This window comes from Stenotrophobium rhamnosiphilum (assembly GCF_003052265.1).
Lineage (GTDB): Bacteria > Pseudomonadota > Gammaproteobacteria > Nevskiales > Nevskiaceae > Stenotrophobium > Stenotrophobium rhamnosiphilum.
This window is the reverse complement of sequence record NZ_QANS01000001.1, coordinates 204851-229925: the sequence shown is the minus strand read 5'-3', so window position 1 is coordinate 229925 and position 25075 is coordinate 204851. Positions and strand designations below refer to the sequence as shown.

Below are 25075 nucleotides of genomic sequence, written 5' to 3'. Positions count from 1 at the left end.
GCAGATGAAACTTTCCAGCAAAACTTTTAAAGACGGCAGCCTGATTCCCGGTCGCTGTGGCTTTTGCGTTCAGGCTCCGCGTGGACATGTTCGACTCTCGCAGAATCTGAACCCGCATCTGGCTTGGTCTGGCGCACCTGCAGGCACACGTTCATTTGTGCTGACGGTGATTGATGCCGACGCGCCGACCAAACCGGACGACGTCAATCAGGAAGGTCGCGAAGTCCCTGCTGATTTGCCACGCGCTGAATTCGTGCATTGGCTGATGGTGGATATTCCGGCCGACGTCACTGAAATTGCTGAAGGCAGTGGCTCCAATGGCGTGACGGTCAAAGGCAAATCCGCGCCAAGCGGCCCAGCAGGTGCACGCCAAGGCGTCAACGATTACACCGGCTGGTTTGCTGGCGACGCTGGTATGGCAGGCACTTATTTGGGCTATGACGGCCCTTGCCCGCCCTGGAATGATGCACGCGTGCATCACTACACGTTCACGATTCACGCGACCGATCTTGATCAGGCAAAGGTCAAAGGCGCTTACACGCTAGCCGAGCTTCGCAAAGCACTCGATGGCCATGTGCTAGCCAGCGCCAGCATCCGCGGTCGCTACAACTTGAACGCACGCATGCGCGTGAAATAAAAAATCTGAAACTCGGTTCAACAACTGCGGTCTTAGCGTCGCTGCCCGTTATCAGAACATAAAGATAAGGATCTCCATGTCTCGTCAATTGCTCGTAAAGATTGTTGCCCCTCTTGCCGTTTCGGCCTCGATTGTTGCCGCGGCGTTCATGATGTCCAGCGCGCCGGTCGCCGTGACCGCAGGCACCGCCGCTTCTGCACTCGCAGCTGCCGCATTGCCGATTTCTCAAGGCGTTGTGCCTTCGCTGGCACCGATGCTCAAGCAAGTGATGCCAGCCGTGGTCAATATTTCGGTTACGGCCAAAGCAGAGCAACGCGTACAGAATCCACTCTTGCAAGACCCTTTCTTCCGCCGCTTCTTTGGCGCACCCGATCAGCAAGAAGATCCACGTGGCCAACAGCAACCTGAAGAGCGCGAAGCGCAATCGATCGGCTCCGGCGTGATCGTCGATGCCGTCAAGGGTTACATCATCACCAACAACCACGTGGTCGAGCAGGCAGACACCATCAAAGTGCGCCTCAGCGATAACCGCGAGTTCGATGCCAAGCTGATCGGCAAAGATCCGGAAACCGACGTTGCGGTACTGCAGATCAAAGCTGACAACATTAAAGCCGTACCGTTGTCTGATTCTTCCAAGGCAGAAGTCGGCGATTTTGTTGTCGCCATCGGCTCGCCTTTTGGCCTGCGCCAGACCGTCACCTCCGGCATCATCAGCGGCCTGAGCCGCCAGACCGGTATCAGCGAAGGTGGCTACGAAGACTTCATCCAGACTGACGCGTCTATCAACCCGGGCAACTCCGGCGGTGCGCTGATCAATCTGCAAGGCCAACTGGTCGGCATCCCGAGCAACATCTACTCGCCGTCCGGCGGCAACATCGGCCTGGGCTTTGCGATTCCAGTAAATCTCGCCAAGAGCGTGATGGATCAGTTGATCTCGCATGGCTCCGTACAGCGCGGCCGCATCGGCGTGATGGGCCAGGATCTTGACCCGCAACTGTCAAAGGCTATGGGGCTGGATCGCAGCAACGGCGCGGTCATTACCAAGATCGTTCCCAAGTCCCCAGCTGCTAACGCTGGCCTGAAGACTGGCGACATCATCCTTGCCGCAAATGGTCACGAAATTGAGAACTTTGCCCAGCTTCGTAACCTCGTCGGTTTGATGCGCGTAGGTGACAAGGTTGAGATGAAGATTCTGCGCGACAACAAACCACAGACGGTCACGGTTGTTATCGGCAAGAGCACCGAGCAAACCGCTGCTGCTTCTGAGCTAAGCCCCTTGCTGGCAGGCGCGTCCTTTGCGCCGATTGATGAGTCCGTCAAGCAGTCCACTGAAGATGTGCGCGGCGTACTGCTCAAAGCGCTGGAACCACGTAGCCCTGCGGCACGTACGGGCCTGCGCCCGGGCGACATCGTCGATGCGGTGAATCGTCAGCCGGTCGACAGCATGGAAACCTTCCAGAAACTGGCCGGCCCTAAAGCCACTCAGCTCCTGCTGCATGTCCGTCGCGGTAACGGCGCACTGTTTATCCTGTTGCAGTAAAACAGTACTAGACCCACAAAGGCGTCGGGCTATACTAAGGCCCGTCGCCTTTTCTATTTCCGCCATGCTCGAATCAGAACTCGAACAGCTCGAAGACCGTGTGCAGCGCATGATGGCCGCCTACAGTCAGGCGCGCCTTGAGCATAAGCGCACGCTGCAAGAGCGCGATCGTTTGTTGGCGCTCAATGCTGAATTGCGCCGCCGCATTGAAGGCATTGTTGATCGCATCCGCGCGCTAGAAACGGAGCAGGAATCATGACCGCTGCGAAACTTGGCAAAGACTCGCTGAGCGTTACCGTACGCATCATGGGCAAGGAATACAGTGTTGCCTGCCCACAAGAAGAACACGAAGCGCTGGTGAAGTCTGCGGACTATCTCAACGAGCGCATGACCAGCATCCGCAAGCGCGGCCGCGCATTAGGCGCTGAGCGTATCGCTGTGATGGCTGCACTTAACATTGCACGCGAACTACTTGAAATGCGTGGCATTGATGGCGTGTCTCAGCCAGACGCTGCTGCGGTGGCGCGTGTGAAACAACTGCGCTTGGACATCGACTCCACGTTGGCGCTTGAGTAGATCACCGTTGAGCGGCTGTCATCTTTTGCAACAGTCTGAAATGGTATGCTTCTATCCGGTGTCTCCCTCGGTTTCGGCACAAGCTCCAAAACCCTTGAGCCTAATTGTTAACCCCGGGAGCCGTACCAGTGTTCGGCGTGCAGGCTCACCTTGAAGTGAGAAGCCCAATAGCATTGCGAAGCACCCACTTGAGACTCTGTCTCAAGGTCGTGAGTTTATGACGACGCAGGCGGGAGACACCCCTTCTTATAACGCCACGCAGCGCAAGAGCGCGCTACGTCGCGAACTGCGTCGCAAGCGCAGCGAAATTTCTTCCGAAGACGCACGCAAGGCCGCACTGTTGGCCGCCTGCCATCTTGTAGGCAGCGCACCACTGCGCCACGCAAAGCATGTCGCGGTTTATCTCAACTACGGTTCTGAGCTTGGCACCGAGCCTTTGATTGACGCCCTGCTGCGCGAAGGCAAACAGGTTTATGTGCCGCGCATCGCATCTGAACGCCGCATGCGTTTTGTACAACTCAAAGCAGACACGCCACTGCGCTTGAACATGCTCAACATCAAAGAGCCCGCAGGCCGACTACTTTCACGTCGCGTAAAACAATTCGATGTCATCGTCGTGCCATTACTCGGTTTTGATAGCACGGGCCAGCGCCTAGGTAACGGCGGCGGTTATTACGATCGCGCACTCGCAGCACCCAGGCCATTCCGCAAACCATTACTGGTCGGCTATGGTTACGAACTCCAACACGTTGCCGCAATTCCATCCGAGCCTTGGGACATTCGCCTCAACGCCGTCGCGACAGAAGCTGGCATATACAAATTTTGAACCTAAATTTTAATTTTTGATTAGAGAGCAGCACATGGCCTACTGGCTAATGAAGTCCGAACCCGATTGTTTTTCAATTGATGATCTGGCCAAGCGCCCCAAGCAAACTGCCCCTTGGGACGGCGTGCGCAACTATCAAGTGCGCAATATGTTTCGCGACAATATGAAAGAAGGCGATCTCGCTTTCTTCTATCATTCCAGCTGCCCAGAGCCTGGCATTTACGGCGTGATGGAAATCGCCAGCAATGGATACCCAGACCCTACGCAGTTTGATCCGAAGCAAGATCACTACGACGCTGGCAGCAAACCAGAAGAGCCACGTTGGTTGCTGGTGGATGTGAAGTTCCAACGCAAACTTAAACGTCCCGTGCTGCTGCCTGAAATTCGCACGCACGAAGCTAAACTCGTAGGCCTGCGCATTCTGGAAAAAGGTTCGCGCCTTTCTGTAACGCCAGTAAAAAAAGAGCATTGGGATTACATCCTGAAGCTCGAGAATGCGAAGGCGCCTTGAGTCAAAAACACACTCTTTTATTTATTATTTTTTTACATTTACCTAGACAAATATTAGCTTTGAATTAATTCACGCTACCGCGGTCTTTAGCGCCACGCTCCACCGCCGCCGGTAGCATCAGATGAACCAACCCGCTAACCGCTTCAACCGCTATCAAGCCGTGCGTCAGCTCGGCCCCGGCCTGATCACCGGCGCAGCAGATGATGATCCGAGCGGCATCGCCACCTACTCGCAGGCTGGCGCGCAGTTTGGTTTCAATATGCTGTGGACGATGGTGATTACCTATCCGCTGATGGTGGGCATTCAGCTCATCAGCGCGCGCATTGGTCGCGTCACTGGTCGAGGGCTTGCAGCAAATATCCGTGCAGCTTTTCCCAAGCCACTACTGTTGGGCATCGTTTCGCTGTTGCTACTCGCCAACATCATCAACATTGCCGCCGACATTGCCGCAATGGGCGATGCCGCTCGCCTGCTCCTTGGCGGCTCAGCGCATGAATACACTTCCATCATCGGCCTGCTGTGTCTCACGCTGCAGGTGTTCATGGCCTACAAGCGTTATGTCGAATATCTGAAGTGGCTCACGCTCTCGCTACTGTCGTACGTCGCGATTGTGTTCATGCTCAACGTGCCTTGGGAGCAAGTTGCTGCGAGCGTGGTCGCGCCCAAGATCACTTGGGATCGCGACACGTTGATGATCATCGTCGCCATCTTTGGCACCACGATCAGTCCTTACCTATTCTTCTGGCAGGCCGCGCAAGAAGTGGAAGAGATTCACAACACGCCCGGCGCCATGCCACTCGCCGCAACCGAAGAAGAAACCCCTGAAAGCCGAAAGCAATTGCGTCGCATCAAGTTCGATACCTTTATCGGCATGGGCTTCTCGAATCTTGTCGCCTTCTTCATCATTCTGACGACTGCGGCGACACTGCATCTGCATGGAATCACCGATATTCAAACTTCTGCACAAGCGGCAGAAGCGCTGCGCCCTTTAGGTGGTGAATTCACCTTCTTGCTATTCGCACTCGGCATCATCGGCACCGGCCTGCTCGCTGTGCCTGTACTTGCAGGCTCTGCCGCATACGCCGTTGCCGAATGTTTTGAATGGCGCGCAGGACTCAATCTGGAACTGCTCGAAGCCCGCGAGTTCTACGGCCTCATCGCTCTCGCAACCCTGGGCGGCTGCGCACTCGACTTCGCCAACATCTCACCAATTAAAGCGTTACTCTGGAGTGCCTTACTCAATGGCATCATCGCTGTCCCGATCATGATCGTGATGATGATCCTCGCCTCACGTCGCGAAGTCATGGGCCGCTACGCCATCTCGCTACGTTTGAAAACTTTCGGCTGGCTGGCCACCGCAGTGATGGCCGCCGCTGTCATCGCAATGTTTGTCACAACTTGAAGAGACACTCTTATGACCATCAACACGAATAGAGACGCAAAGAACTTCTACTGGTGCCTTGAACACAATCAGGTCGAAGAAAGTATTGGATGCGGCAGCACCACACGCATCGGGCCTTATGCAACGGCCGCTGAAGCATCGACTGCACTAGAGCGCACACGTCAACGCAAAGCAGAACAGGACGCGCGCGACGCGGAAGATCAAAAATAATTCAGTAATGTAGGGTGGGTTAGCGCAGCGTAACCCACCGTTACCTCATATCGAATAGGTGGTGGGTTACGCTGCGCTAACCCACCCTACGGTCAACACATAAGCAATAAAAAAGCCGGCTCGAAAGCCGGCTTTTTCATTAATATGGAAATACTTACTTACGATCGCGCTTCGCACCAATACGCAGACGCAATGCATTGAGGCGGATGAAGCCTTCAGCATCTTTCTGGTTGTACGCGCCACGATCATCTTCAAACGTTGCGATCTTTGCGTCGAACAGCGTGTCTGGCGAACGACGGCCAGCGTTGTAGACGTTGCCCTTGTAGAGCTTAAGGCGCACTTCGCCGTTGACGTGCTTCTGCGTATCGTCGATCAGCGCCTGCAGTGCGTTGCGCTCTGGCGAGAACCAGTAGCCGTTGTAAATCAGCTTGGCGTAGCGCGGCATGATTTCGTCTTTCAGGTGAGCCTGTTCGCGGTCGAGCGTGATGCTCTCGATGGCGCGGTGAGCTTTCATCAGAATCGTGCCGCCCGGCGTTTCGTAGCAGCCGCGTGACTTCATACCGACGTAGCGGTTCTCAACGATGTCGAGACGACCGATGCCGTGATTGCCGCCAATCTCATTGAGCTTGGCGAGCACTTTGTACGGCGACAGTTTCTTGCCGTTCACTGCAACCACATCGCCATGCTTGAACTTCAGCGTGATGTATTCAGCTTTAGCCGGAGCCTGCTCTGGATTCTTCGTCCAGCGCCAAATGCTGTCATCTGGGACCCACCATGGATCTTCCAGACCGCCGCCTTCATACGAGATGTGCAGTGCGTTGGCGTCCATCGAGTAAGGCGAACCGCCGCCCTTCTTCTTGGTGATTGGAATCTTGTGCTTGGCAGCGTAGGCCAGCAGCGTTTCGCGGCTGGTCAGATCCCACTCGCGCCACGGTGCGATCACTTTGATCGCCGGGTTGAAGTGGTATGCGCCGAGTTCGAAACGAACCTGGTCGTTGCCCTTGCCGGTGGCGCCGTGAGCGATGGCGTCGCAGCCGGTCTGCTCAGCGATTTCCATCAAGCGCTTGGCGATCAGCGGGCGCGCGATCGACGTGCCGAGCAGATACTCGCCTTCGTAAATCGCGTTGGCGCGGAACATTGGGAACACGAAATCGCGCACGAACTCTTCGCGCAGGTCATCAATGAAGATTTCCTTCACGCCGAGCTGCTTGGCTTTAGGGCGGACGTGGTCCAGCTCTTCGCCTTGACCGATGTCGGCGGTGAACGTCACCACCTCACACTGGTAGGTGTCCTGCAGCCACTTCAGGATGACGGAGGTGTCGAGACCACCGGAATAGGCCAACGCAACTTTGCGGACTTTGCTCATAGGGAGTTCGTACGTTCAAAAAATGGGAGAAAAAGCGGCGCGATTATATAGCGACTCGCACCGTGCTAGCTTTACGTCAGCAAAATTAGGACGAGCCATGAGCACCAATCCCATTGAATTGATCATTGAACCGCGCACTCAGGACCTCGGCGGCTTTACCGTCCGACGCCTTTTGCCCTTTGCAAAACGTCGCCATGTCGGCCCGTTTGTTTTCCTTGATCACATGGGCCCCGCGCAGTTCGCACCCGGTCATGGCATCGACGTACGGCCGCATCCGCATATCGGACTGGCCACGGTCACCTATCTCTATGAAGGCGCGATTACCCATCGCGACAGCTTGGGCAGCGAGCTTGATATACGCCCCGGCGACGTCAACTGGATGACCGCAGGCACAGGCATCGCGCATTCCGAGCGCACCCCGCCCGATTTGCGCGCCACTGGTTCTGCGCTGCATGGCTTGCAAATGTGGGTAGCACTACCGCTCAGCGAAGAAGACTGCGCACCCGATTTCCAGCATTGCCCGGCTGCCACGCTTCCGGTGTTCCGACAGGAGCAGGCGCAAATTCGCCTGATCGCCGGCACGCTCTATGGCCATGAAGCCCCCGTGCGCATCGCCTCGCCACTGTTTTATGCCGAAGCGCAGATGGCCGATGGCGCAGAGCTGACATTGAGTGACGAGCACGCCGAACGCGCGATTTATGTGATCAATGGTGCTGTAGAAATTGATGGCCAGCCCCTGAACCCGGGCCAGCTCGCCGTACTCAGCGTTGGCGGTCAGCCCAAGCTAAAAGCAAAAGGTCCAACCCTGCTGATGTTGCTCGGCGGACCGCCGCTCGATGGCGAAAGATTGCTGTGGTGGAATTTTGTCGCCAGCACGCCAGAGCGTATCCGCGATGCGCAAGAACGCTGGTTGGCTCAGAGTTTTGACAAGGTGCCGGGCGAGACGGAATTCATTCCCTTGCCGGAAGATTGGTTGAAACTGCCGGTGCCACGCGGCGAGCATTAAGCAGTTGCCTGCGTAAAACGCTCGATAGGCAAGCCTTATCGCAAGCATGGAAACATACGATTGGCGGCCCGATTCATTGTTAAGAATAATTCTTATCAATGCCGAGGACGCCGCCATGACTAAGACTTTGAGCTTTGCCGCTGTTCACTTCACCGTCGCTTTCAGCGTCGTTTACCTGATGACAGGTGACTTACTGACGGGCGGCGTGATCGCACTCATTGAGCCTTGCTGCAATACCGTGGCCTTCCACTTCCATGAAAAGCTGTGGACGGGACGCACAACGCCTTTGCGCGCGTTGTGTGGCCACGCCCACGCTTAAGGCGTTAGTGAACCTTGCGCGAAACACCCATCAAACGCTCAGCGTCCTGCGACACGCGGCCGCTTTCGCTGTATTCCGGACGCAGCAGCATCTCTAGCTGAGGGCCGGAAGGCTGTTTGTTGGCGAGTGCTTTCTTGATCACTTCTGCGTAACGCTTCAGACCTGAAGCCTTTCTAGGCTTGCGCTTAGGCACTTCACCCTTGGCTGTGGTTTTTGCCACGCGTGGGCGAGGTGCTTTTTTCATCGCCTGCTTTTTGAGCGGAGCAGCAACAGGTTTGGCAGCAGCAACTTTCTGCGCAACAGCTGGCGGAATAATCAGCTCAGGCTTCTTCGCTGGAATTTTCCAAACCGAAGCTTTCTTGGCGACGACCTTGCTGGCCGGTTTGCTCGGAGCTGGCGCAGCTTTTTTAGCAACCGTCTTAACAAGCTTTTTGACGGCAGGCTTTTTAGCAGCAGGCTTGGCAACTTTCTTCGCTGGCGCCTTCACTGCTTTCTTAGCAATAACTTTCTTGGCTGCTACTTTTTTAACCACTGCCTTCTTGGCAGGCAGCTTTTTAGCAGGCGCTTTAGCAACGGCTTTCTTAGGCGCTGCTTTAACGACCTTCTTCGCTTTGGCAGCAGGTTTAGCCACAACCTTCTTTTTAGCGACTGCTTTTTTGGCGACAACCTTCGTCTTTGCCTTGGGCTTGACCGCAGCAACGGGCTTTTTAACAGCCTTAGGCTTGGCAGCGGCTTTCTTAGCGACTGCTTTTTTTGCGGGAGATTTGCTGGGAGATTTCTTGATAGCCATAGGTCGGTAACAGACTCAAAACGAAGTTTCTAAGGGCGAATGATATAACGATTGAAATAACGCTTCATCAGAACATTGCTAACTACCCCTTAAGGTGGGGTCGAGAAAAGCGAACACGCGCAGTCTTCGTCGACATTATTTCGAGGACGACTCATGACATCTGCACGTAGCTGGTTCCTGCAAAAACGCCCCATCGTCAATATTGAAAATGACACGCTGGAGCTACGCGAACACACGCTGCCAGAACTCAAAGACGGCGAATTCCTGATGCGCACGATTTTGCTGTCGCTAGACGCCAGCAATCGCATTTGGATGAGCGATCAAGACTCCTATCTGCCGCCAGTGAAGCTCGGTGCCGCGATGCGCGGTGTTGTGGTGGGCGAGGTGATCAAGTCGCGCCACAAGGATTTTCCCGGAGGATGTCTGGCCTCAGGCTTGGATACCTGGTCAGATTACGTGGTGACTGACGGCACCGGCCTAACGCCGATGGCACCATTGCCCGGCTTAAATCTGGCTGATGCTTTCGGCGTGCTCGCCATCGCTGGCCCTACCGCTTATATCGGTCTGCACGACATTGGTCGCATCAAGCCGGGCGATACGGTAGTTGTCACCGCCGCCGCAGGTGCTGTCGGCATGGTCGCCGGTCAGCTCGCCAAAATTCACGGCTGCCGCACGATTGGTGTCGCGGGCGGTCGCGATAAGTGCAAATTGCTGACTGAGCAGTACGGCTACGACCACGCCATCGATTACAAATCCGAGAATGTTCTGGAGCGCCTGCGCGAATTGGCGCCAGAAGGCATTGATGTGCACTTTGAAAACGTCGGCGGCGAACAGCTCGACGCCGCGCTCACGCATATGAAAATCGGCGGCACCGTCGTTATGTGCGGCCTCATTGCCAGCTACAGCACCAATGAGCCCGTGCCCGGCCCGTATATGTTCCGCAACGTTATTTACAAACGTCTGCGCATCGAAGGCTTTCTGTGCCTCGACTACAGCAAGAGCTACCCCGCGATGCAGGCCAAGCTGGCGCAGTGGATTTTGGAAGGACGTTTACATTTCAAACTGCATGTCGTCGATGGCCTCGAAAACGCGGTTGATACCTGCAAACTGCTCTACAACGGCGGCAATCAGGGCAAGTTGCTGGTGAGAATCGGGCCCGATACTCAGTAATTCCCGAAATCATTCCAGACAGGGCTGATCGAGCGCCCGAAGCGCCTTTACCGAATTAAACGGTGCTTTATTCGCCGAATTCCGTGCAGCCGTGGTCACAAGGACGGATAATCCGCAGCCGCGACCCCGCTCGCGTCCCCCGTCTGGAGTTTTTGTTGAGCACTGAGCCCCCAATCGTCAAAGTCGGCCACCGCTTTCGCGGCTTTTTGCCGATCGTGGTGGACGTCGAAACCGGCGGTTTTAATGCCCAGACCGATGCACTGCTGGAAATCGCAGCCGTGATTTTGGGCATGGACGAGAACGGCAATCTGGTGCCCCAAAAGACCGTATTCAGCCATGTCACGCCTTTTCCGGGTGCCAATCTGGAAAAAGCTGCGCTGGAATTCAACGGCATTGACCCCGATCACCCCCTGCGTCTGGCCAAGCCAGAGCTGGAAGCGCTGAATCACATCTTTAAGCCGATTCGCAACGCAGTCTCAGAAAACGGCTGCACCCGCGCCATTCTGGTCGGCCACAACGCACACTTTGATTTGGGCTTCCTCAATGCGGCCATTGCGCGCAGCAGCGTAAAGCGCAGCCCTTTCCACCCCTTTAGCGTGTTCGATACCGCCACCCTCTGCGGCGCCGCGCTCGGCCAAACGGTGCTGGCGCGTGGATTAATCGCCGCCGGGCTCGATTACGATCAGAAAGAAGCGCACTCAGCGATCTATGACGCCGAGCGCACTGCGGAACTTTTCTGCTTGTTAGTGAACAAAATGCGACCGATTTACGAATCGGTACAGAACACCCCCGAAGATGCGTCGGCTGAGCCGGCCGCGTCCACATAATTAGACTCGACAGGGATGTCCGTTTTGCCTTTAAAATTTCGTATTGATCGCATCAACTGGAATGCCATGAAATTGGGATGGAGCTCGTCGATCACGGGCTGCGCAATGCTGTTTGCCGCACTGATCGCAATGCCTGCACAGGCTTTTGACTTTAAAGACGTCAGTGAGCGTGCACGTGCGCTGGCTGAAAAGCCTTATGAGAAATCGGACGGCGATCTGCCGAAAGAACTGCAAGACCTTTCTTACGATCAGTATCGCGACATCCGTTTTAAATCTAATAAAGCCATGTGGCGCGGCACCAAACTGCCCTTTGAGCTGCAGTTTTTCCATCCGGGCCTTTACTACACGCAGACCGTAAAAATTAATCTCGTCACCCCGAAGGGCTCGCGAGCACTGCGTTTTAATCCGGACTTTTTCGACTACGGCAAAAACACACTCGATAAAAATAAGCTGCGCGACATCAGCTTTGCGGGCTTTCGCATTCACTACCCGCTCAATAAAAAAGATTACAAAGACGAGTTTCTGGTGTTTCAAGGCGCCAGTTATTTGCGTGGCGTTGGCAAAGGACAGCACTACGGTTTAGCCGCACGCGGCTTAGCAGTTGATACCGGCCTGATCTCGGGCGAAGAGTTTCCTGCTTTCACCGAATACTGGATTGAAACGCCGAAAGTCGACGACAAGCAGTTGACGATCTACGCGTTGCTGGATTCCAAGCGAGTGACCGGTGCTTACAAATTCATCATCAAGCCTGGCGACTCCACTTCGATTGACGTGCAAGCGCGCGTCTATCTGCGTGAATCCGTTGGCAAGCTGGGCCTGGCGCCGCTGACCAGCATGTTCCAGTTCAGCGAAAACCAGCCGCATCCCCAAGACTACCGCCCGGAAGTGCATGACTCCGACGGCCTGCAAATTCAAACCGATCGCGAATGGATCTGGCGTCCGCTGGTGAACCCCAAGCGCTTGCTGATGACCTCGTTCACCGCCACCAACCCGCGCGGATTTGGTCTGATGCAACGTGATCGCAAATTTGATCACTACGAAGATATCGACAAGCGCTACGACCTTCACCCCAGCGCGTGGGTACAACCCAAAGGTGATTGGGGCGCAGGTCGCATTGAGCTTGTGCAGCTTCCAACGCCTGACGAAACCAACGACAACATCTCGGCTTATTGGTCGCCCGACACCATGCCGGCGCCGGGCCAGCCCTTGGATTTCGCTTACAACTTGTCTTGGCAGATGAACAAGGAAACGCGTCCGCCAATGGCCTACGCGGTGCAAACGCGTCGCGGCAACGGCTATACGCGCGATCCGGATGACAGCAGCATTCGTTTCAATATCGATTTTGAAGGCGGCGAACTCGCCAATCTCAAGCCAGACGACAAAGTCATCTCTGGCGTGTGGCTCGACGACAACGCTGAGATGATCGAGCGCCGCGTGGTGCGTAACGACATCACCGGCGGCAGACGCTTGGTCGTGCGCTTCAAACGTCTCGACGACGATAAACCAGTGGAAATGCGCGCCTTCCTGCGCAAGGACAACGAGACCATCTCTGAAACCTGGTCTTACATCCTGCCGCCGCAATCGGGCACCAAGAACTCTCCCTGAGTTTCAAGGCGCGGGAGCCCTGCTCTCGCGCCTTCATTGATTGCTCAAACTCAGCACTCAAATGGCGCAGGCATTAAACTGCGCGCCCAAGACCTGTCTGCGGCCTAGCCGCACTGATGATTTGGTCTATCGATAATCGTTTAAATTTATTTTATTAATTAAATAAATTTAATAAATAATCACAATAATTAGCGAACAATGACGACTGCGGGTGATTCCAATATTGAGCGGGAAGCGCTGCTAGCGCGCTTGCAAGCGCAGGGCCGCAAGCGTGGCGATGCGCACATCAGCAATGTCTTGCCGACTGACGTTAATGGTCATCTGCGACTGGTGACGATGCCGCCGCTGCATCGCGCCTCGATGACGCCTAACGAGTGGCAGAACAATCCGTTCAAACGTTTCGCGAGTTGGCTACGTCTGCGCTATGGCAAACAAACCGTGCGCGCACCCGAAGTCATCGCCGCAGAAGCGCCGCACTCAGGCAACGTGCCGTGGCGCGTTAGTGGCCGCAATCGTCGCTTTTTATTGCTTGGCCTCGTGATTGCACAAACCTGGGTTGCAACATTTTTCATGAGCGCGGTGTTGCCGTATCACGGCACCAAACCGCTCGAACTCGTAGTGCTGGCGATTTATGCCATTTTGTTTGCTTGGGTCGGCAGCGGTTTTTGGACTGCGCTGATGGGCTTCTGGGTTTTGCTGCGCGGCAAAGACAAATACTCGATCAACGGCAACACACCCGCTGATCAGCCGATTGCAGACGACAGCCGCACCGCCATCATCATTCCGATCTGCAACGAAGATGTCGCACGTGTGTTTGCTGGACTGCGCGCCAGTTACGACTCGGTGATGCGCGCGGGTGCGCTGAAGCATTTCGACTTCTTCATCATCAGCGATAGCAGCGAAGCCGACACGCGCGTTGCAGAACTGGAGGCATGGATGAATCTATGCCGCGAAGTGGATGGCTTTAGTCATATCCACTATCGCCTGCGTCGCCATCGCATCAAACGCAAGAGCGGCAACGTTGCCGACTGGTGCCGCCGCTGGGGCAGCGACTATAAATATATGGTGGTGTTTGACGCCGATAGCGTGATGTCAGGCAGCTGCCTCAAGCGTCTTGTGCAGTTGATGGAAGCAAATCCCGGCGCGGGCATTATTCAAACCGCACCACGCGCATCCGGCCGCGAAACGCTTTACGCACGCATCCAACAATTTGCGACGCGCGCTTATGGCCCACTGTTCACCGCTGGTCTGCACTATTGGCAACTCGGCGAATCGCATTACTGGGGCCACAACGCAATCCTTCGCGTAGCGCCGTTTATGCAGCATTGCTCGCTAGGTCGTTTATCTGGAAGCGGCGCGTTGTCGGGCGAAATTCTGTCGCACGATTTTGTCGAAGCTGCGCTGATGCGTCGCGCAGGTTGGAGTGTGTGGATCGCGTATGACTTGGAAGGCAGCTACGAAGAAATGCCGCCGACGTTGCTGGATGAGCTCAAGCGTGACCGTCGCTGGTGCCAAGGCAATCTTCAAAATTTCCGCCTGTTCTTCTCGCAAGGTCTGCACCCCGCACATCGCGCTGTGTTCATGACCGGCGTGATGGCGTATTTGTCGGCGCCGATGTGGTTTATCTTTTTGGTGTTGTCGACTGTTCTGCTCGCCGTACAAACACTGACGCCGCCAGAATATTTCACGCAGCCGTATCAGCTATTCCCAACTTGGCCCGAGTGGCATCCGGAATGGGCGATGCGCTTATTTGGCGCCACCGCCACGCTGCTCTTCCTGCCGAAGCTGCTATCGCTAATTCTGTTGCTCGCTAAAGGCTCACGCTTCTTCGGCGGTCCTTTCAAGCTGATCGGCACCACGATTATGGAAGTGCTGTTCTCCGCACTGCTCGCGCCGGTGCGCATGTTGTTTCACACACAGTTTGTGACGACAGCGCTGATTGGCTGGTCGATCAAATGGAAATCGCCGCCACGCGGCGATAACGAAACGCCATGGAGCGAAGCACTGCTGCGCCATGGCACCGGCACTTTGCTGGGCATCGTTTGGGCCGGCATCGTTTACTGGCTCAATCCCGGATTTTTGTGGTGGCTGCTGCCTATCGTCGGCAGCTTGATCATCGCGGTGCCGCTGTCGGTTTGGAGTTCGCGCGTGTCACTGGGACGCTGGTCCCGTGAACATCGCTTCTTCCTGATTCCAGAAGAATCCAACCCACCGCGTGAACTGCGCTGGACCAAGGCAGCGGTGCGTCGAGCACCCGATTACAGCGGTGGCTTTGAACGCGCTGCAGCCCATCCCCTCACCTTTTCAATGGTGCGCGCCGCCGTTACGCCGCGCGACAAACGTCCGCCGCATATCGTCGAAGCCCGCGCACAGTTGGCGTTGCACGCTTTCAAGAATGGTCCGAACGCGCTCAACGAAACTCAACGCAACACACTGCTCGCGGACCCCGACGCACTGTCACGTTTGCACCATATGCTGCAGTCCGATCCGGTAGCGCGCCATTCTGATTGGCCGCTGGAGCCAGCGCCGAAGTAATCACAGGCCGCTGTTGCGGTTGTCACACAAGCTTCATTAAACAGTCATCTCACTTCCATCTTCCTCTCCTATCGTGCACGTGCACAAAAGAAAGAGGAATACGGAAATGTCCGCAATGATTGAAGCAGGTGATGGCACCCGCGCTGCACGTTTTGAACTCAGCTTCGCAACTACGCGCGAAGAAATTCTGGAAACGCAGAAGCTGCGTTACCGCGTGTTTGCCCAAGAAATGGGCGCACAAATTGATGGCGGTGCTGAAGGCATCGACCACGACCAATTCGACCGCTACTGCCGCCACCTGATGGTGCGCGACACGCTAACCGGCCAAGTGATCGCTTGCACGCGCATCCTGACCGACGACATGGCCCCTAATGCTGGCGGCTTCTACTCCGCAGGCGAATTCGATCTCTCGATGATCGACTCACTGCCTGGCCGCGTGATGGAAATCGGCCGCACCTGCGTAGACGCTGAATACCGCGGCGGCGCTGCGATTGCCACACTGTGGCAGGGCATCGCGTCTTACATCACCAGCCACGGCTACGACTACTTGTTTGGTTGCGCCAGCATCGGCCTTGAAGATGGCGGCGCCAGCGCGCACGCAATCCTCGGCACGCTGCGCGAGAAGTACATGGCACCAGAACGCCAGCAGGTTCGCCCTTTCATTCCGCTGCCAGCAGCTGACGCACGCGTGACTGAAAAGCCGAAGATGCCGCCACTGCTCAAGGCTTACGTCAACCTCGGCGCCAAGGCTTGCGGCGAAGCGTACTGGGATCGCGACTTCAACTGCGCAGACGTTTTCATGCTGCTCAATGTGAGCGACCTCAACCCGCGCTACGCCCGCCACTTCCTCGGTAAATCTGCGCCGAGCGAACAGCCTGCGGTTCTGAATGCCTGAACTTAGCGCCCTCATGAACACCACACCGGCTCGCACTGTGCGGGCCGTTGTGCGTGGCGCGCGATTAGTCATTCACTTGGCGATTGGTCTGCTGCTAGGCGTTGCGTTGATGCTGGATCGTTGGAATCGACTTAACGCACAAGCACTGATGACCTGGTGGTGCCAAGTCGCACTCGGCATCTTCAGCATCGAACTGATTCGTAACGGCGCACCACATGATGGTGGACGCATCACGGTCGCCAATCACGTGTCGTGGCTCGACATCATCGTGATCGGCGCCAGCGAACCGACGCGCTTTGTCGCCAAATCCGAAATTCAAGATTGGCCCATCGCGGGTTCACTCGCCGACGCCTGCGGCACGTTCTACATCCGTCGTGGCAAAGGTGGCTCACGCCCGCTGCTGGATAAACTCGTTCCACATCTGAAAGCCGGTGGCTGCGTCACCATCTTTCCTGAAGGCACGACCACCGACGGCCTCAGCGTGCTGCCCTTCCACCCGCGTCTCTTCGCCGCCGCGCTCGAAGCGCAATGCGTGGTGCAACCGGTAGCGCTCCGTTACGGCCTCTCCGCCAGCGGCGACAACATCGCCCCCTTCATCGGCGACGACGATCTCGTCAGCCACGTCCTGCGCATGCTCAAAGAGCCAGAGATTGTGGTGGAAGTGAACTACGGTGCCGTACTCGCCAGCGAAGGCCGCACACGTGAAGAACTGGCTGAGATGACACAAGCCAGCATTTCGAAAGTTGTGATGCCTACGCAGCGAACGAGCTTGCAGCCGAGCTTGGAAACAGCGTTGGAATCTGCGCTGACCTGAGCCGCATAAGAACCTTGGCACAATGGCCGCCCCCGGGCGGCCTTTTTTATGAACAGGATGTTCTGTACCTACGCGGTCGCATGGATGCGAAAGAGCGTAGGTGTTTGTGCAGAGATGCCCTCATTAAAAGGCCGCGCAGGAGTGGGGTTGTCGGCGCCGCATTGATGTCCCAAAAAAGAACGCGAAAGAGCGTAGGCGTTTGTGCAGAGATGCCCTCTCTAAAAAGCCGCGCAGGAGCAGAACTCCCTCCCCCTACCTCCCCAGCAAAGCCCCATTTCCCGCCAAGCAAGGATTAACCGACATTCCCCCATCTGAAGGGCGTAAAATGTGCCGTCCGCGAATCGAGCCCCGCATGAGCACGTCCCCAGAATCCCCCGCTATCAAACCCATCGTCGCCGGTGAAAAACTGCGTGGCGCGGAGAAGATGGCGCGTATTCCGATCAAGATCGAAGCCACGACAGAGATGCTGCGCAAGCCGTCTTGGATTCGTGCCAAGACGCAGGGCACGCCAGAAGTCGCGCGCATTAAGAAAGCGCTGCGCGACAACAATCTGCATACGGTTTGCGAAGAAGCCAACTGCCCCAACCTCGGCGAATGCTTCGGCAAGGGCACGGCCACCTTCATGATCATGGGTGCGATCTGCACCCGTCGCTGCCCGTTCTGCGATGTGGCACATGGTCGCCCGAATGCGCTCGATGCGGACGAGCCGATTAATCTCGCTCGCACAATTCGCGATATGGCACTGCGCTATGTCGTCATCACTTCAGTAGATCGCGATGATTTGAAAGATGGCGGCGCCGCACACTTTGCCGCTTGTATCCGCGAAGCCCGCGTGCTGTCACCAAAACTGACGATTGAAGTACTGGTGCCGGATTTCCGCGGTCGTATGGATCCTGCGCTGGTGATCTTTAATGACACGCCTCCAGATGTGTTCAACCACAATCTGGAAACCGTACCGCGCCTCTACAAGCAAGCGCGTCCGGGTTCGGACTACGAATGGTCACTCGATCTGCTCGAGCGCTTCAAAAGTCTGCATCCAGAAGTGCCGACCAAATCCGGCTTGATGCTGGGCCTTGGAGAAGAGATCAGCGAAATCGAACAAGTGATGCGCGATCTGCGCGCGCACAAGGTCGACATGCTGACGCTGGGCCAATATCTGCAACCATCTAAACATCATTTGCCAGTCGCACGTTATGTGCATCCGGATGAATTTGAACGCCTGCGCATACTCGGCGAAGAAATGGGTTTCTCCCACGTTGCGAGCGGTCCGATGGTGCGCTCCAGCTATCACGCTGATCAACAAGCACACGGCGTGTTACAGGCTTAAGGGCCTGTTAACGCTAATTTCGCGCCAGCGGCGAAAGCCATTGGGCGCAGGGCAAGAAAGAGGGAGCGCGGCATAGTGACTCTATGTAAGCGACTGATGACGCCGCCATGCGTCCAATGGCTCCCGCCCCTTCGGGCTGCCGCCTCAAAAATTGCCATGCCGCGTTGCTCCTTCCTCGTTTAGAATCACTAAACTTCGTCAGTCGCGCCTTGCCTGGCAATTTTTGAGGGGGCAGCGCTGACGTGAAACTAGCGTTAACAGGCCCCATAATGATCGCGATCGAACCCGCGCAGATTGAAAAATTTGCGGCCGTTTTTGCTGAAGCTGTTCTCACCTGGCTCGACTCACGCGAAGCACAGTGGGTGACTTGGGATGGACACTCTCATCGTTTCGAATTTTCCAGCATTGAGCTGGACGAACCGATCATGCCGGTGATGCTGATCGTCGACGGTAACTGGGAAAAACTCTGCGGCGAAATCAACGCAGTGACGGATCCGGAGTCTGCTCACTTTGATATCGAAGCGCTGCGCAATGCGCTGGAAGATCAGCTGAACAACGAAGGCGCAGGCGAGCGTATTCTCAAGATGCATTTAAAGCGTTTGGAAAAAATCGCTGAAGCCGGTGACTTGGAAGACGACAGCGATCGTACTGAGCCTACTAACTCTGAAGATTTGTAGGGTGCGCTGTGCGCACCAACAAATCCCTTAAGTAGAGAGTTGGTGCGCACGGCGCACCCTACGTTTCAACTGCCCTGCAAGACCGTATCGATTTCGATCTTGCCACTCAAAATCTTGTGCACCGGACATTTGTTGGCAATGCCCAGCAAGTATTCGCGCTGCTCAGCAGTGAGCTCACCCACCAATTCGATTTCGCGATGAAAACGCGTGGCGTCTGCCGTTTTCTCCATCGAAACCTGCACGCGCACATCTTTGAGCGGCATCTCTTTACGCTTGGCTACCATCGTCACGGTGATCGCGGTGCAAGAGCCTAGCGCGGCTTGCAGCAATTCCGTCGGGCCAGGGCCTTGGTCATCACCACCAACGCTCACCGGCTCATCAGCAATGATTTGGTGATTGCCAATCTCAATAGTCTGCTTGAGTTTGCCGTCTGCAGCTTTCTGAACCTTGATCATTTTTTGCGCCTCGCTTCGAGTAGCTTGAGTCGTTCTGGCGTGCCTACGTCAGACCATTGTCCGTTAAACAATTCGCCAGTGGCATGACCATTGGCCGCAGCTTTGCGAATCAAAGGTGCCAGTTTGAAAGAACCTGGTTTGCAGTCATCAAACAACGCGGGATCAAGAATTGAGATGCCGCTAAACGTGTATTGCGCGCCTGCATCGTAAATGCGCGAAGACACCAGACCGAAATCGCCTTTGATGTTATGCGGCGGATTAGGCACCAGCACCAGATGCGCCAGATCACCACGCGCAAGACCGCGGCGCGTCCAGTTCTTCCACTCGCATTCGATGTAGACGTCACCATTGACGACGAGAAATGGATCTTCACCCAGCAGCGGTAGCGCCTTGTGGATGCCGCCGCCCGTTTCCAGCGCGGGCCAACCTTCATGCGAATACTGAATGCGTGCGTTCCAGCGTTTGCCGTTACCTAGCGCCGCTTCAATTTTTTCACCGAGCCAGCCGGTGTTAATCACGAACTCATGAATGCCCGCTTGCTTGAGCTGTTCGAGGTGATATTCGATCAGCGGTTTGCCACGGACTTGTAGCAGCGGCTTCGGCGTAACGTCGGTGAGTTCACGCATGCGTGAGCCGCGGCCTGCTGCGAGGATCATTGCTCTCACGAATTTAGCTCCAATTCATCAAACAACTGCACCAAACCAGCAAGCTCTGGATGACGCGCCGCCACTTCACGCACATAACGAATGAAGCGTGGTGTATCAGCCAGATAATGCGGCTTGCCATCGCGATAATTAATGCGCGCGAAGATGCCGAGAACTTTGAGGTGGCGTTGCACGCCCATCAATTCAAAGTCGCGGAAGAATGATTCGAAGTCGTCGCTCAACGGCAAACCTGCAGCACGTGCTTCGGTCCAATACTGCTTAACCCACACGCGTACGCGTTGCTCAGGCCAAGACAGGAAAGCATCTTTAAATAACGAAGCCACGTCATAGGTGATGGGCCCGAACACGGCGTCCTGAAAATCGAGGATGCCGGGATTAGGCGTGGAGATCATCAAATTGCGCGGCATGTAGTCGCGGTGCACATAAACCTTGGCTTGTGCCAATGCGCGTGCGACGAGCACATCTTCCGCATCACGCAGCAGCGCAGCCTGTGCTGGGGTCAGCGAGCGTTGCAAATGTTTGGCTACGTACCAATCCGGGAACAATGAAAGCTCGCGACGCAGCAGCGCTTCGTCATACGGCGGCAGCTCATCGGGTTTGGACGAAAGCTGCCAGTGAATTAGCGCAGTGATGGCAGGTGCGAATAGCTCATCAGCATTGGCTTCATTGATCACATGCAGATAAGTCTGTGTGCCCAAATCCGATAGCAAGAGGAAGCCCTGCTTCAAATCCTGCGCATGCACAATCGGGCCATTGAGCTTGGCATCGCGCACCAATCCAGCGATATGAATGAACGGCTCGCAGTTCTCTTTATCTGGCGGCGCATCCATCAACACCCAAGACTGACCCGCAGCGCTGAGGCGGAAATAGCGACGGAAGCTGGCATCGGCCGAGGCCGGAGCGATGTCGAGATCCTGACGGCCAAGCTGTGCGCTGGCCCAGTCGTAAGCGCTTTGGGCGCGAGGATCGTTGGCAAATGAGGCTATGGTCACGAGGAATTACATCGAGTCTTTACAATTTGGGCGAAGCTTACGGGGCGGCGCTTGCGCTGTCACCGTATCAGCGATGACCTTTAAACGGTTTACGCTGAGCCCCCAATAGCTGAAAATGCGGCATCTATAAGGATCCCCTGTGCTCCGTTCCGCTGCTTACACCCGTGTAACGCTTGTTCTCTGCGCGCTGCTTGCCGTGCCTGCAGCTATGGCTTCAGAAAACGGCTCATCCATAGAGTCCGCCAAACGCAGCGAGCCACGCGCCGCCGCGATGTGTCAGCAACTGCCGCTGGCCGCTAATCTGCCGATGCTCGTCGAAGGCCCTGAAAATGGCCCGGTTCACCTGACAGCCGATGATGTCTCGCTGGACAAGGAAGGCATCAGCACCTTGCTCGGCAAAGTGCGCGTGATGCAAGGCGGGCAAGAATTTTCCAGCGAAGCACTGAACTACGACGATAAGAACCGCACGATCGAAGTGCGTGCCGAGTCGCTGTTCCGCAGCAAGCAGATGAATATCAAAAGCCAGTCAGCGGATTTTGATCTCAACACGCAATCAGGCGCCTTCAACAACACCCTGTTCACCCTGCCCTCACGCGCCGCTCGCGGTAGCGCGGACGTCGTGCAGGTGAATCAGCATGGCACTGCGAATATCCGGCGCATTCGCTACACCACTTGCGGGCCCGACTCCAACGCTTGGTATCTCGCCGCGACCAAAGTACATCTCGACTATGACGAAGGCATGGGCAGTGCAACCAACGCTCGTCTTGAGCTCGGCGGCGTCCCCGTTTTTTACATGCCTTACTTTCGCTTTCCAATCGACAACGAACGCCACACCGGCCTGCTGTTTCCGACGGTTGGCATCACGGAAAACATGGGCTTTGATTTTCGTCAGCCGATTTATCTGAACATCGCGCCGAATATCGATGACACGTTTACGCCACGCTATATGTCCAAGCGCGGCACGCAGCTTGGCAACAGCTTTCGCTACCTACTTGAACAGAGCGAAGGCAAGCTTGACCTTGAATATCTCCACGAAGATCGTCAGACGCAAGATCGCCGTACTTTTCTTGAGTTTCAGCACGACAGCCTGATCAATCCGCGTCTTGCACTTGATATTCACGTTGCCGATGTCAGCGACGAACAATATTTCGAAGACTTCGGCGGTACGCGTATTGATTCCAGCGCGCTCACCTACCTTGATCGCAGCGCGCGACTCACTTATCAAGCGCCCGCGTCGTACACAGTCAATGTCATGGTTCAGGATTACCAAACCATCGACAACACGATTCTGCCTGCCGACGAACCTTATCGCCGCGTGCCGCAAATTCGTTTGGATGCGTTAACGCCGAATAGTTTCTACAACACGCGCGCTGGACTTGGCGCTGAGTACGACTATTTCACGCGCCCAAATTCGATCGATGGTCAGCGTCTTGATCTGCAGCCTTTCCTGCGCTTGGAAAAGGACAACATCGCTTGGTACACCACCAGCCAGATTGATGCGCGCTATACCGCCTATCAGCTATCGAACGTAGCGCCGGGACAACCCTCCGCGCCACAGCGTACCGTGCCGACGTTTAGCACTGAGGGCGGCCTGCGCTTTGAACGCATCACCGCCAATGGCAGCGTGCAGACGCTCGAACCACAGTTGATGTATCTCTACACGCCGTATCGCAATCAAAACGACATCCCAACGTTTGATAGCGGTGAACCCGATTTCGACGTCACCGAACTGTTCTCGCGCAATCGTTATTCCGGCATTGATCGCATCGCCGATGCTAATCAGGCTGCCTTCGCACTGTCCTCACGCTTGCTAGATCCCAACACGGGACAGGTTCGTCTGACCGCCACGATCGGTCAGATCTATCGCTTCACCGCACCAGAAGTCACGCTGCCAGGCTTTGTCTCTCCGGGTAACGGCGCCACCGACTTTATTTCGACTTTGGATTACCGCCTTTCCTCGCATTGGGCGGCATCGTCACTGCTGCAATGGGCGCCGGGCGATCGCCAATTCAATCGCGCCAACTTTGCGGTGCGCTATCGCGAGGACGAGACCAGCGCCACGGGCAAGCGTCTTGACTTGGTCTATCGCTATCGCCGCGGTGTGCTCGAACAGAGCGACGTGGTGGCCTCCATTCCTTTATTTGAAGGCTGGCGTGCCGCAGGTCGCTGGCGTTACTCGATTGAAGATAACCGCACACTCGATGTGCTCGGCGGCCTTGAGTACGAGACGTGCTGCTGGGCACTGCGTACGTCCTATCGTCGCTATGTTGCCAACACCAGCGGCAGATTCGATAACGGCATTTATGTTCAACTCGAACTCAAAGGCATGACGCGCATCGGCACCGGCTTCACGGGTCTGCTGCCGATCAACGACACCTTGCCGCAGTAAGGTTTGCCTGAAGAAAATCGTTTTAAATAGATTATTAATAAGTTTTTATATTATTTTTTATAACATTTCAAAAAGCGCAAAACCACATCGCCGCTCACCTGTCTGGAACCTAAAGCACAGATCAACGTCTGACAGGATGAGCGTGTTAACCTTGCGCCCGTTTATTGCCCGCTTTATTGCGTCGCTTTCGTTCGAAAAACCATCGAAACACCTTCCATGAAAACATCGTTATTCCGGCTGTTCGCCATTCTCGTTTTTGCTTTCAGCGGCGCCGCACATGCGGCCGAATCGCTGGACCGCATCATCGTCGTCCTAAATGACGGCGTGATTCTGCAGAGCGAACTGGACCAGTCCATCGTCGACGCGAAGCAACAGATCAAAGAACGCGGCATTGCTGATCCTCCAGAAGATGTGCTCCGCACGCAGGTGCTTGAGCGCCTGATTCTGACCAAGCTGCAAACGCAACGCGCTGCAGAAGCAGGCGAACGCATTGACGATCGCGAGCTCAACGAAGTCATCACCAACATCGCATCGCAGAACGGCATGACCTTGCCGCAGTTTGCTGAGAGCGTGAAGAAAGATGGCAACGACTATCTCGCCGTGCGCGAACAGATTCGCGATCAAGTCCTGATCAGCCGTCTGCGTCAAAAAGAAGTCGATGGCCGCATCTCCATCACCGATCAAGACGTTGACCTGTTCCTTGCCACGCAACCAGCGGGTCAGGAAGAGAACAAGGAATATCGCCTCTCACACATCCTCATTGCCGTGCCAGATGCTGCCAAGAACGAAGAGCGCAACAAAGCTCGCGCCAAAGCTGAAGACCTTGTGAAACGCCTCAAGGCTGGTGAAGACTTTGCCCAGCTCGCGCTCGCCAACTCCAACGGCCAGAACGCACTGCAAGGCGGTGATCTCGATTGGCGCAAAGCGGCTGACTTGCCGAGCTTGTTTGCGGCAACTGCGGCCAAGCTTGGTAAAGGCGACGTCAGCGGTGTGCTGGAAGCTGGCAGCGGTTATCACATCATCAAGCTGGTAGATGAGCGCGGCGGCAGCGGTCGTCAGACCGTCGCAGAGACCCACGCCAAGCACATTCTGCTCAGCCCGAATGCGCTGCGTGATGAAGAGCAAACGCGCGCACTGTCTCGTGATATTTATGATCGCCTGCAAAAGGGCGAAGACTTCACCGAACTCGCCAAGAAATATTCTGACGACCCCGGCTCCAAGAACGGCGGCGGTGATTTGGGCTTTCAGGCTGCCGGAATATTTGTGCCGGAATTTCAGGTTCGCCTGGATCAGCTCAAACCGGGCGAAATCAGCCAGCCCTTCCACAGCAAATTTGGATGGCATATCGCCAGCGTGATTGAGCGCCGTACGCGTGACACCACAGAAGAAACTCGTCGCAATCGCGCACGCACTGCAATTGGCCAGCGCAAGAGCGCCGAAGAATACGACAACTGGTTGCGTAAGCTGCGTGAAGAAGCCTACGTTGAATATCGCTTAAAGAGCGACGCAGACGCTAACGCGGCTACCAAGTCTTAATGCGA

General features: G+C 55.8%; 24 protein-coding genes, 1 other RNA gene and 1 pseudogene. 21 read left to right on the top strand and 5 right to left on the bottom strand.

All coding sequences use genetic code 11. The annotated features are described in order from the left end of the window. Window positions 1-4: 4 nt before the first annotated feature. From CJD38_RS01125 to CJD38_RS01085, 9 genes and pseudogenes are all read left to right on the top strand, one after another. Complete coding sequence (locus CJD38_RS01125; protein WP_107938461.1) at window positions 5-637, top strand: YbhB/YbcL family Raf kinase inhibitor-like protein; 633 nt, start codon at window positions 5-7, stop codon at window positions 635-637. A 76-nt stretch (window positions 638-713) separates the two neighbouring features. Then, window positions 714-2177 (top strand): DegQ family serine endoprotease, encoded by a 1464-nt coding sequence (locus CJD38_RS01120; protein WP_107938460.1) that lies wholly within the window; start codon window positions 714-716, stop codon window positions 2175-2177. Window positions 2178-2241: 64 nt separating this feature from the next. Further along, on the top strand, window positions 2242-2436 hold the full coding sequence (locus CJD38_RS01115) for a hypothetical protein (protein ID WP_107938459.1): 195 nt from the start codon (window positions 2242-2244) through the stop codon (window positions 2434-2436). Further along, window positions 2433-2753 carry a cell division protein ZapA gene (locus tag CJD38_RS01110; RefSeq protein ID WP_107938458.1) on the top strand — a complete coding sequence of 107 codons (321 nt, stop codon included), beginning with the start codon at window positions 2433-2435 and terminating at the stop codon, window positions 2751-2753. Before CJD38_RS01115 ends, CJD38_RS01110 begins: the two co-directional genes overlap by 4 nt. Before the next feature lie 58 nt (window positions 2754-2811). Beyond that, window positions 2812-2994, top strand: a non-coding RNA gene (gene ssrS, locus CJD38_RS01105) — 6S RNA. Window positions 2995-3021: 27 nt separating this feature from the next. Continuing rightward, window positions 3022-3579, top strand: a pseudogene (locus tag CJD38_RS01100) (5-formyltetrahydrofolate cyclo-ligase); the annotation flags it as partial. A 34-nt stretch (window positions 3580-3613) separates the two neighbouring features. Further along, the gene (locus CJD38_RS01095) at window positions 3614-4090 is read left to right on the top strand and encodes an EVE domain-containing protein (RefSeq protein ID WP_107938457.1); all 477 of its coding nucleotides are present in this window, start codon (window positions 3614-3616) and stop codon (window positions 4088-4090) included. 121 nt (window positions 4091-4211) lie between these two features. After that, window positions 4212-5492: an Nramp family divalent metal transporter gene (locus CJD38_RS01090; protein ID WP_107938456.1), complete on the top strand. Its 1281-nt coding sequence runs from the start codon at window positions 4212-4214 to the stop codon at window positions 5490-5492. A gap of 12 nt (window positions 5493-5504) precedes the next feature. Then, window positions 5505-5702 (top strand): hypothetical protein, encoded by a 198-nt coding sequence (locus CJD38_RS01085; protein WP_107938455.1) that lies wholly within the window; start codon window positions 5505-5507, stop codon window positions 5700-5702. A 154-nt stretch (window positions 5703-5856) separates the two neighbouring features. Here CJD38_RS01085 and CJD38_RS01080 read toward each other — a convergent pair whose 3' ends face one another. Next, window positions 5857-7068, bottom strand: a complete 1212-nt coding sequence (locus CJD38_RS01080) for an argininosuccinate synthase (RefSeq protein WP_107938454.1) — start codon at window positions 7066-7068, stop codon at window positions 5857-5859. Window positions 7069-7165: 97 nt separating this feature from the next. On the opposite strand from CJD38_RS01080, the gene CJD38_RS01075 reads away from it, so the two are divergent. Together CJD38_RS01075 and CJD38_RS01070 are read left to right on the top strand one after the other, a co-directional pair. Continuing rightward, window positions 7166-8074 carry a pirin family protein gene (locus CJD38_RS01075; RefSeq protein WP_107938453.1) on the top strand — a complete coding sequence of 303 codons (909 nt, stop codon included), beginning with the start codon at window positions 7166-7168 and terminating at the stop codon, window positions 8072-8074. A gap of 115 nt (window positions 8075-8189) precedes the next feature. Beyond that, on the top strand, window positions 8190-8393 hold the full coding sequence (locus CJD38_RS01070; protein ID WP_107938452.1) for a DUF2061 domain-containing protein: 204 nt from the start codon (window positions 8190-8192) through the stop codon (window positions 8391-8393). Between the two features lie 4 nt (window positions 8394-8397). On the opposite strand, the gene CJD38_RS01065 is transcribed toward CJD38_RS01070, so the two are convergent. After that, window positions 8398-9183, bottom strand: coding sequence for a hypothetical protein (locus CJD38_RS01065; protein WP_206362837.1), 786 nt, complete (start codon window positions 9181-9183; stop codon window positions 8398-8400). A 153-nt stretch (window positions 9184-9336) separates the two neighbouring features. Here CJD38_RS01065 and CJD38_RS01060 point away from each other — a divergent pair, with 153 nt between their 5' ends. The 8 genes from CJD38_RS01060 to CJD38_RS01025 all read left to right on the top strand — a co-directional run bounded on the left by CJD38_RS01060 (window position 9337) and on the right by CJD38_RS01025 (window position 19033). Then, the gene (locus CJD38_RS01060) at window positions 9337-10353 is read left to right on the top strand and encodes an NADP-dependent oxidoreductase (protein WP_107938451.1); all 1017 of its coding nucleotides are present in this window, start codon (window positions 9337-9339) and stop codon (window positions 10351-10353) included. Between the two features lie 143 nt (window positions 10354-10496). Beyond that, a complete protein-coding gene (gene rnt, locus CJD38_RS01055; protein WP_107938981.1) occupies window positions 10497-11180 on the top strand; it encodes a ribonuclease T in 684 nt (227 codons plus the stop codon). A gap of 66 nt (window positions 11181-11246) precedes the next feature. After that, complete coding sequence (locus tag CJD38_RS01050) at window positions 11247-12785, top strand: glucan biosynthesis protein G (RefSeq protein WP_240625564.1); 1539 nt, start codon at window positions 11247-11249, stop codon at window positions 12783-12785. A gap of 198 nt (window positions 12786-12983) precedes the next feature. After that, window positions 12984-15320, top strand: coding sequence for a glucans biosynthesis glucosyltransferase MdoH (mdoH, locus tag CJD38_RS01045; RefSeq protein ID WP_107938450.1), 2337 nt, complete (start codon window positions 12984-12986; stop codon window positions 15318-15320). Between the two features lie 106 nt (window positions 15321-15426). Continuing rightward, window positions 15427-16215: a GNAT family N-acetyltransferase gene (locus CJD38_RS01040; protein ID WP_107938449.1), complete on the top strand. Its 789-nt coding sequence runs from the start codon at window positions 15427-15429 to the stop codon at window positions 16213-16215. 13 nt (window positions 16216-16228) lie between these two features. Continuing rightward, the gene (locus CJD38_RS01035; RefSeq protein WP_161554122.1) at window positions 16229-17029 is read left to right on the top strand and encodes a lysophospholipid acyltransferase family protein; all 801 of its coding nucleotides are present in this window, start codon (window positions 16229-16231) and stop codon (window positions 17027-17029) included. A gap of 352 nt (window positions 17030-17381) precedes the next feature. Beyond that, the gene (gene lipA / locus CJD38_RS01030) at window positions 17382-18356 is read left to right on the top strand and encodes a lipoyl synthase (RefSeq protein ID WP_107938447.1); all 975 of its coding nucleotides are present in this window, start codon (window positions 17382-17384) and stop codon (window positions 18354-18356) included. Window positions 18357-18625: 269 nt separating this feature from the next. Then, window positions 18626-19033 (top strand): hypothetical protein, encoded by a 408-nt coding sequence (locus CJD38_RS01025; protein WP_107938446.1) that lies wholly within the window; start codon window positions 18626-18628, stop codon window positions 19031-19033. A gap of 65 nt (window positions 19034-19098) precedes the next feature. Here the strand turns inward: CJD38_RS01025 and CJD38_RS01020 are convergent, their stop codons facing one another. From CJD38_RS01020 to CJD38_RS01010, 3 genes are read right to left on the bottom strand one after another with little or no spacing between them, the layout of a single operon-like run. Then, window positions 19099-19488, bottom strand: a complete 390-nt coding sequence (locus CJD38_RS01020; protein WP_107938445.1) for an OsmC family protein — start codon at window positions 19486-19488, stop codon at window positions 19099-19101. After that, window positions 19485-20153, bottom strand: a complete 669-nt coding sequence (murU, locus tag CJD38_RS01015) for an N-acetylmuramate alpha-1-phosphate uridylyltransferase MurU (RefSeq protein WP_107938444.1) — start codon at window positions 20151-20153, stop codon at window positions 19485-19487. The genes CJD38_RS01020 and murU overlap by 4 nt, the downstream gene beginning before the upstream one ends. Further along, window positions 20150-21145 carry an aminoglycoside phosphotransferase family protein gene (locus CJD38_RS01010; RefSeq protein ID WP_107938443.1) on the bottom strand — a complete coding sequence of 332 codons (996 nt, stop codon included), beginning with the start codon at window positions 21143-21145 and terminating at the stop codon, window positions 20150-20152. The genes murU and CJD38_RS01010 overlap by 4 nt, the downstream gene beginning before the upstream one ends. A gap of 139 nt (window positions 21146-21284) precedes the next feature. Here CJD38_RS01010 and CJD38_RS01005 point away from each other — a divergent pair, with 139 nt between their 5' ends. Next, window positions 21285-23534 (top strand): LPS-assembly protein LptD, encoded by a 2250-nt coding sequence (locus tag CJD38_RS01005; RefSeq protein ID WP_107938442.1) that lies wholly within the window; start codon window positions 21285-21287, stop codon window positions 23532-23534. Window positions 23535-23750: 216 nt separating this feature from the next. Further along, window positions 23751-25070, top strand: a complete 1320-nt coding sequence (locus tag CJD38_RS01000; RefSeq protein WP_107938441.1) for a peptidylprolyl isomerase — start codon at window positions 23751-23753, stop codon at window positions 25068-25070. Window positions 25071-25075 lie beyond the last annotated feature (5 nt).

What these genes read in the sequence shown, in the direction of transcription:
- CJD38_RS01120 (WP_107938460.1), top strand. Translation starts at nt 714, where the DNA reads ATGTCTCGTCAATTGCTCGTAAAGATTGTTGCCCCTCTTGCCGTTTCG.
- CJD38_RS01110 (WP_107938458.1), top strand. Translation starts at nt 2,433, where the DNA reads ATGACCGCTGCGAAACTTGGCAAAGACTCGCTGAGCGTTACCGTACGC.
- CJD38_RS01080 (WP_107938454.1), bottom strand. Translation starts at nt 7,068, where the DNA reads ATGAGCAAAGTCCGCAAAGTTGCGTTGGCCTATTCCGGTGGTCTCGAC.
- CJD38_RS01065 (WP_206362837.1), bottom strand. Translation starts at nt 9,183, where the DNA reads ATGGCTATCAAGAAATCTCCCAGCAAATCTCCCGCAAAAAAAGCAGTC.
- mdoH (WP_107938450.1), top strand. Translation starts at nt 12,984, where the DNA reads ATGACGACTGCGGGTGATTCCAATATTGAGCGGGAAGCGCTGCTAGCG.
- CJD38_RS01020 (WP_107938445.1), bottom strand. Translation starts at nt 19,488, where the DNA reads ATGATCAAGGTTCAGAAAGCTGCAGACGGCAAACTCAAGCAGACTATT.
- CJD38_RS01125 (WP_107938461.1), top strand. Translation starts at nt 5, where the DNA reads ATGAAACTTTCCAGCAAAACTTTTAAAGACGGCAGCCTGATTCCCGGT.
- CJD38_RS01115 (WP_107938459.1), top strand. Translation starts at nt 2,242, where the DNA reads ATGCTCGAATCAGAACTCGAACAGCTCGAAGACCGTGTGCAGCGCATG.
- CJD38_RS01000 (WP_107938441.1), top strand. Translation starts at nt 23,751, where the DNA reads ATGAAAACATCGTTATTCCGGCTGTTCGCCATTCTCGTTTTTGCTTTC.
- CJD38_RS01095 (WP_107938457.1), top strand. Translation starts at nt 3,614, where the DNA reads ATGGCCTACTGGCTAATGAAGTCCGAACCCGATTGTTTTTCAATTGAT.
- CJD38_RS01040 (WP_107938449.1), top strand. Translation starts at nt 15,427, where the DNA reads ATGTCCGCAATGATTGAAGCAGGTGATGGCACCCGCGCTGCACGTTTT.
- CJD38_RS01090 (WP_107938456.1), top strand. Translation starts at nt 4,212, where the DNA reads ATGAACCAACCCGCTAACCGCTTCAACCGCTATCAAGCCGTGCGTCAG.
- CJD38_RS01085 (WP_107938455.1), top strand. Translation starts at nt 5,505, where the DNA reads ATGACCATCAACACGAATAGAGACGCAAAGAACTTCTACTGGTGCCTT.
- CJD38_RS01025 (WP_107938446.1), top strand. Translation starts at nt 18,626, where the DNA reads ATGATCGCGATCGAACCCGCGCAGATTGAAAAATTTGCGGCCGTTTTT.
- CJD38_RS01035 (WP_161554122.1), top strand. Translation starts at nt 16,229, where the DNA reads ATGAACACCACACCGGCTCGCACTGTGCGGGCCGTTGTGCGTGGCGCG.
- CJD38_RS01060 (WP_107938451.1), top strand. Translation starts at nt 9,337, where the DNA reads ATGACATCTGCACGTAGCTGGTTCCTGCAAAAACGCCCCATCGTCAAT.
- CJD38_RS01070 (WP_107938452.1), top strand. Translation starts at nt 8,190, where the DNA reads ATGACTAAGACTTTGAGCTTTGCCGCTGTTCACTTCACCGTCGCTTTC.
- lipA (WP_107938447.1), top strand. Translation starts at nt 17,382, where the DNA reads ATGAGCACGTCCCCAGAATCCCCCGCTATCAAACCCATCGTCGCCGGT.
- CJD38_RS01075 (WP_107938453.1), top strand. Translation starts at nt 7,166, where the DNA reads ATGAGCACCAATCCCATTGAATTGATCATTGAACCGCGCACTCAGGAC.
- CJD38_RS01050 (WP_240625564.1), top strand. Translation starts at nt 11,247, where the DNA reads ATGAAATTGGGATGGAGCTCGTCGATCACGGGCTGCGCAATGCTGTTT.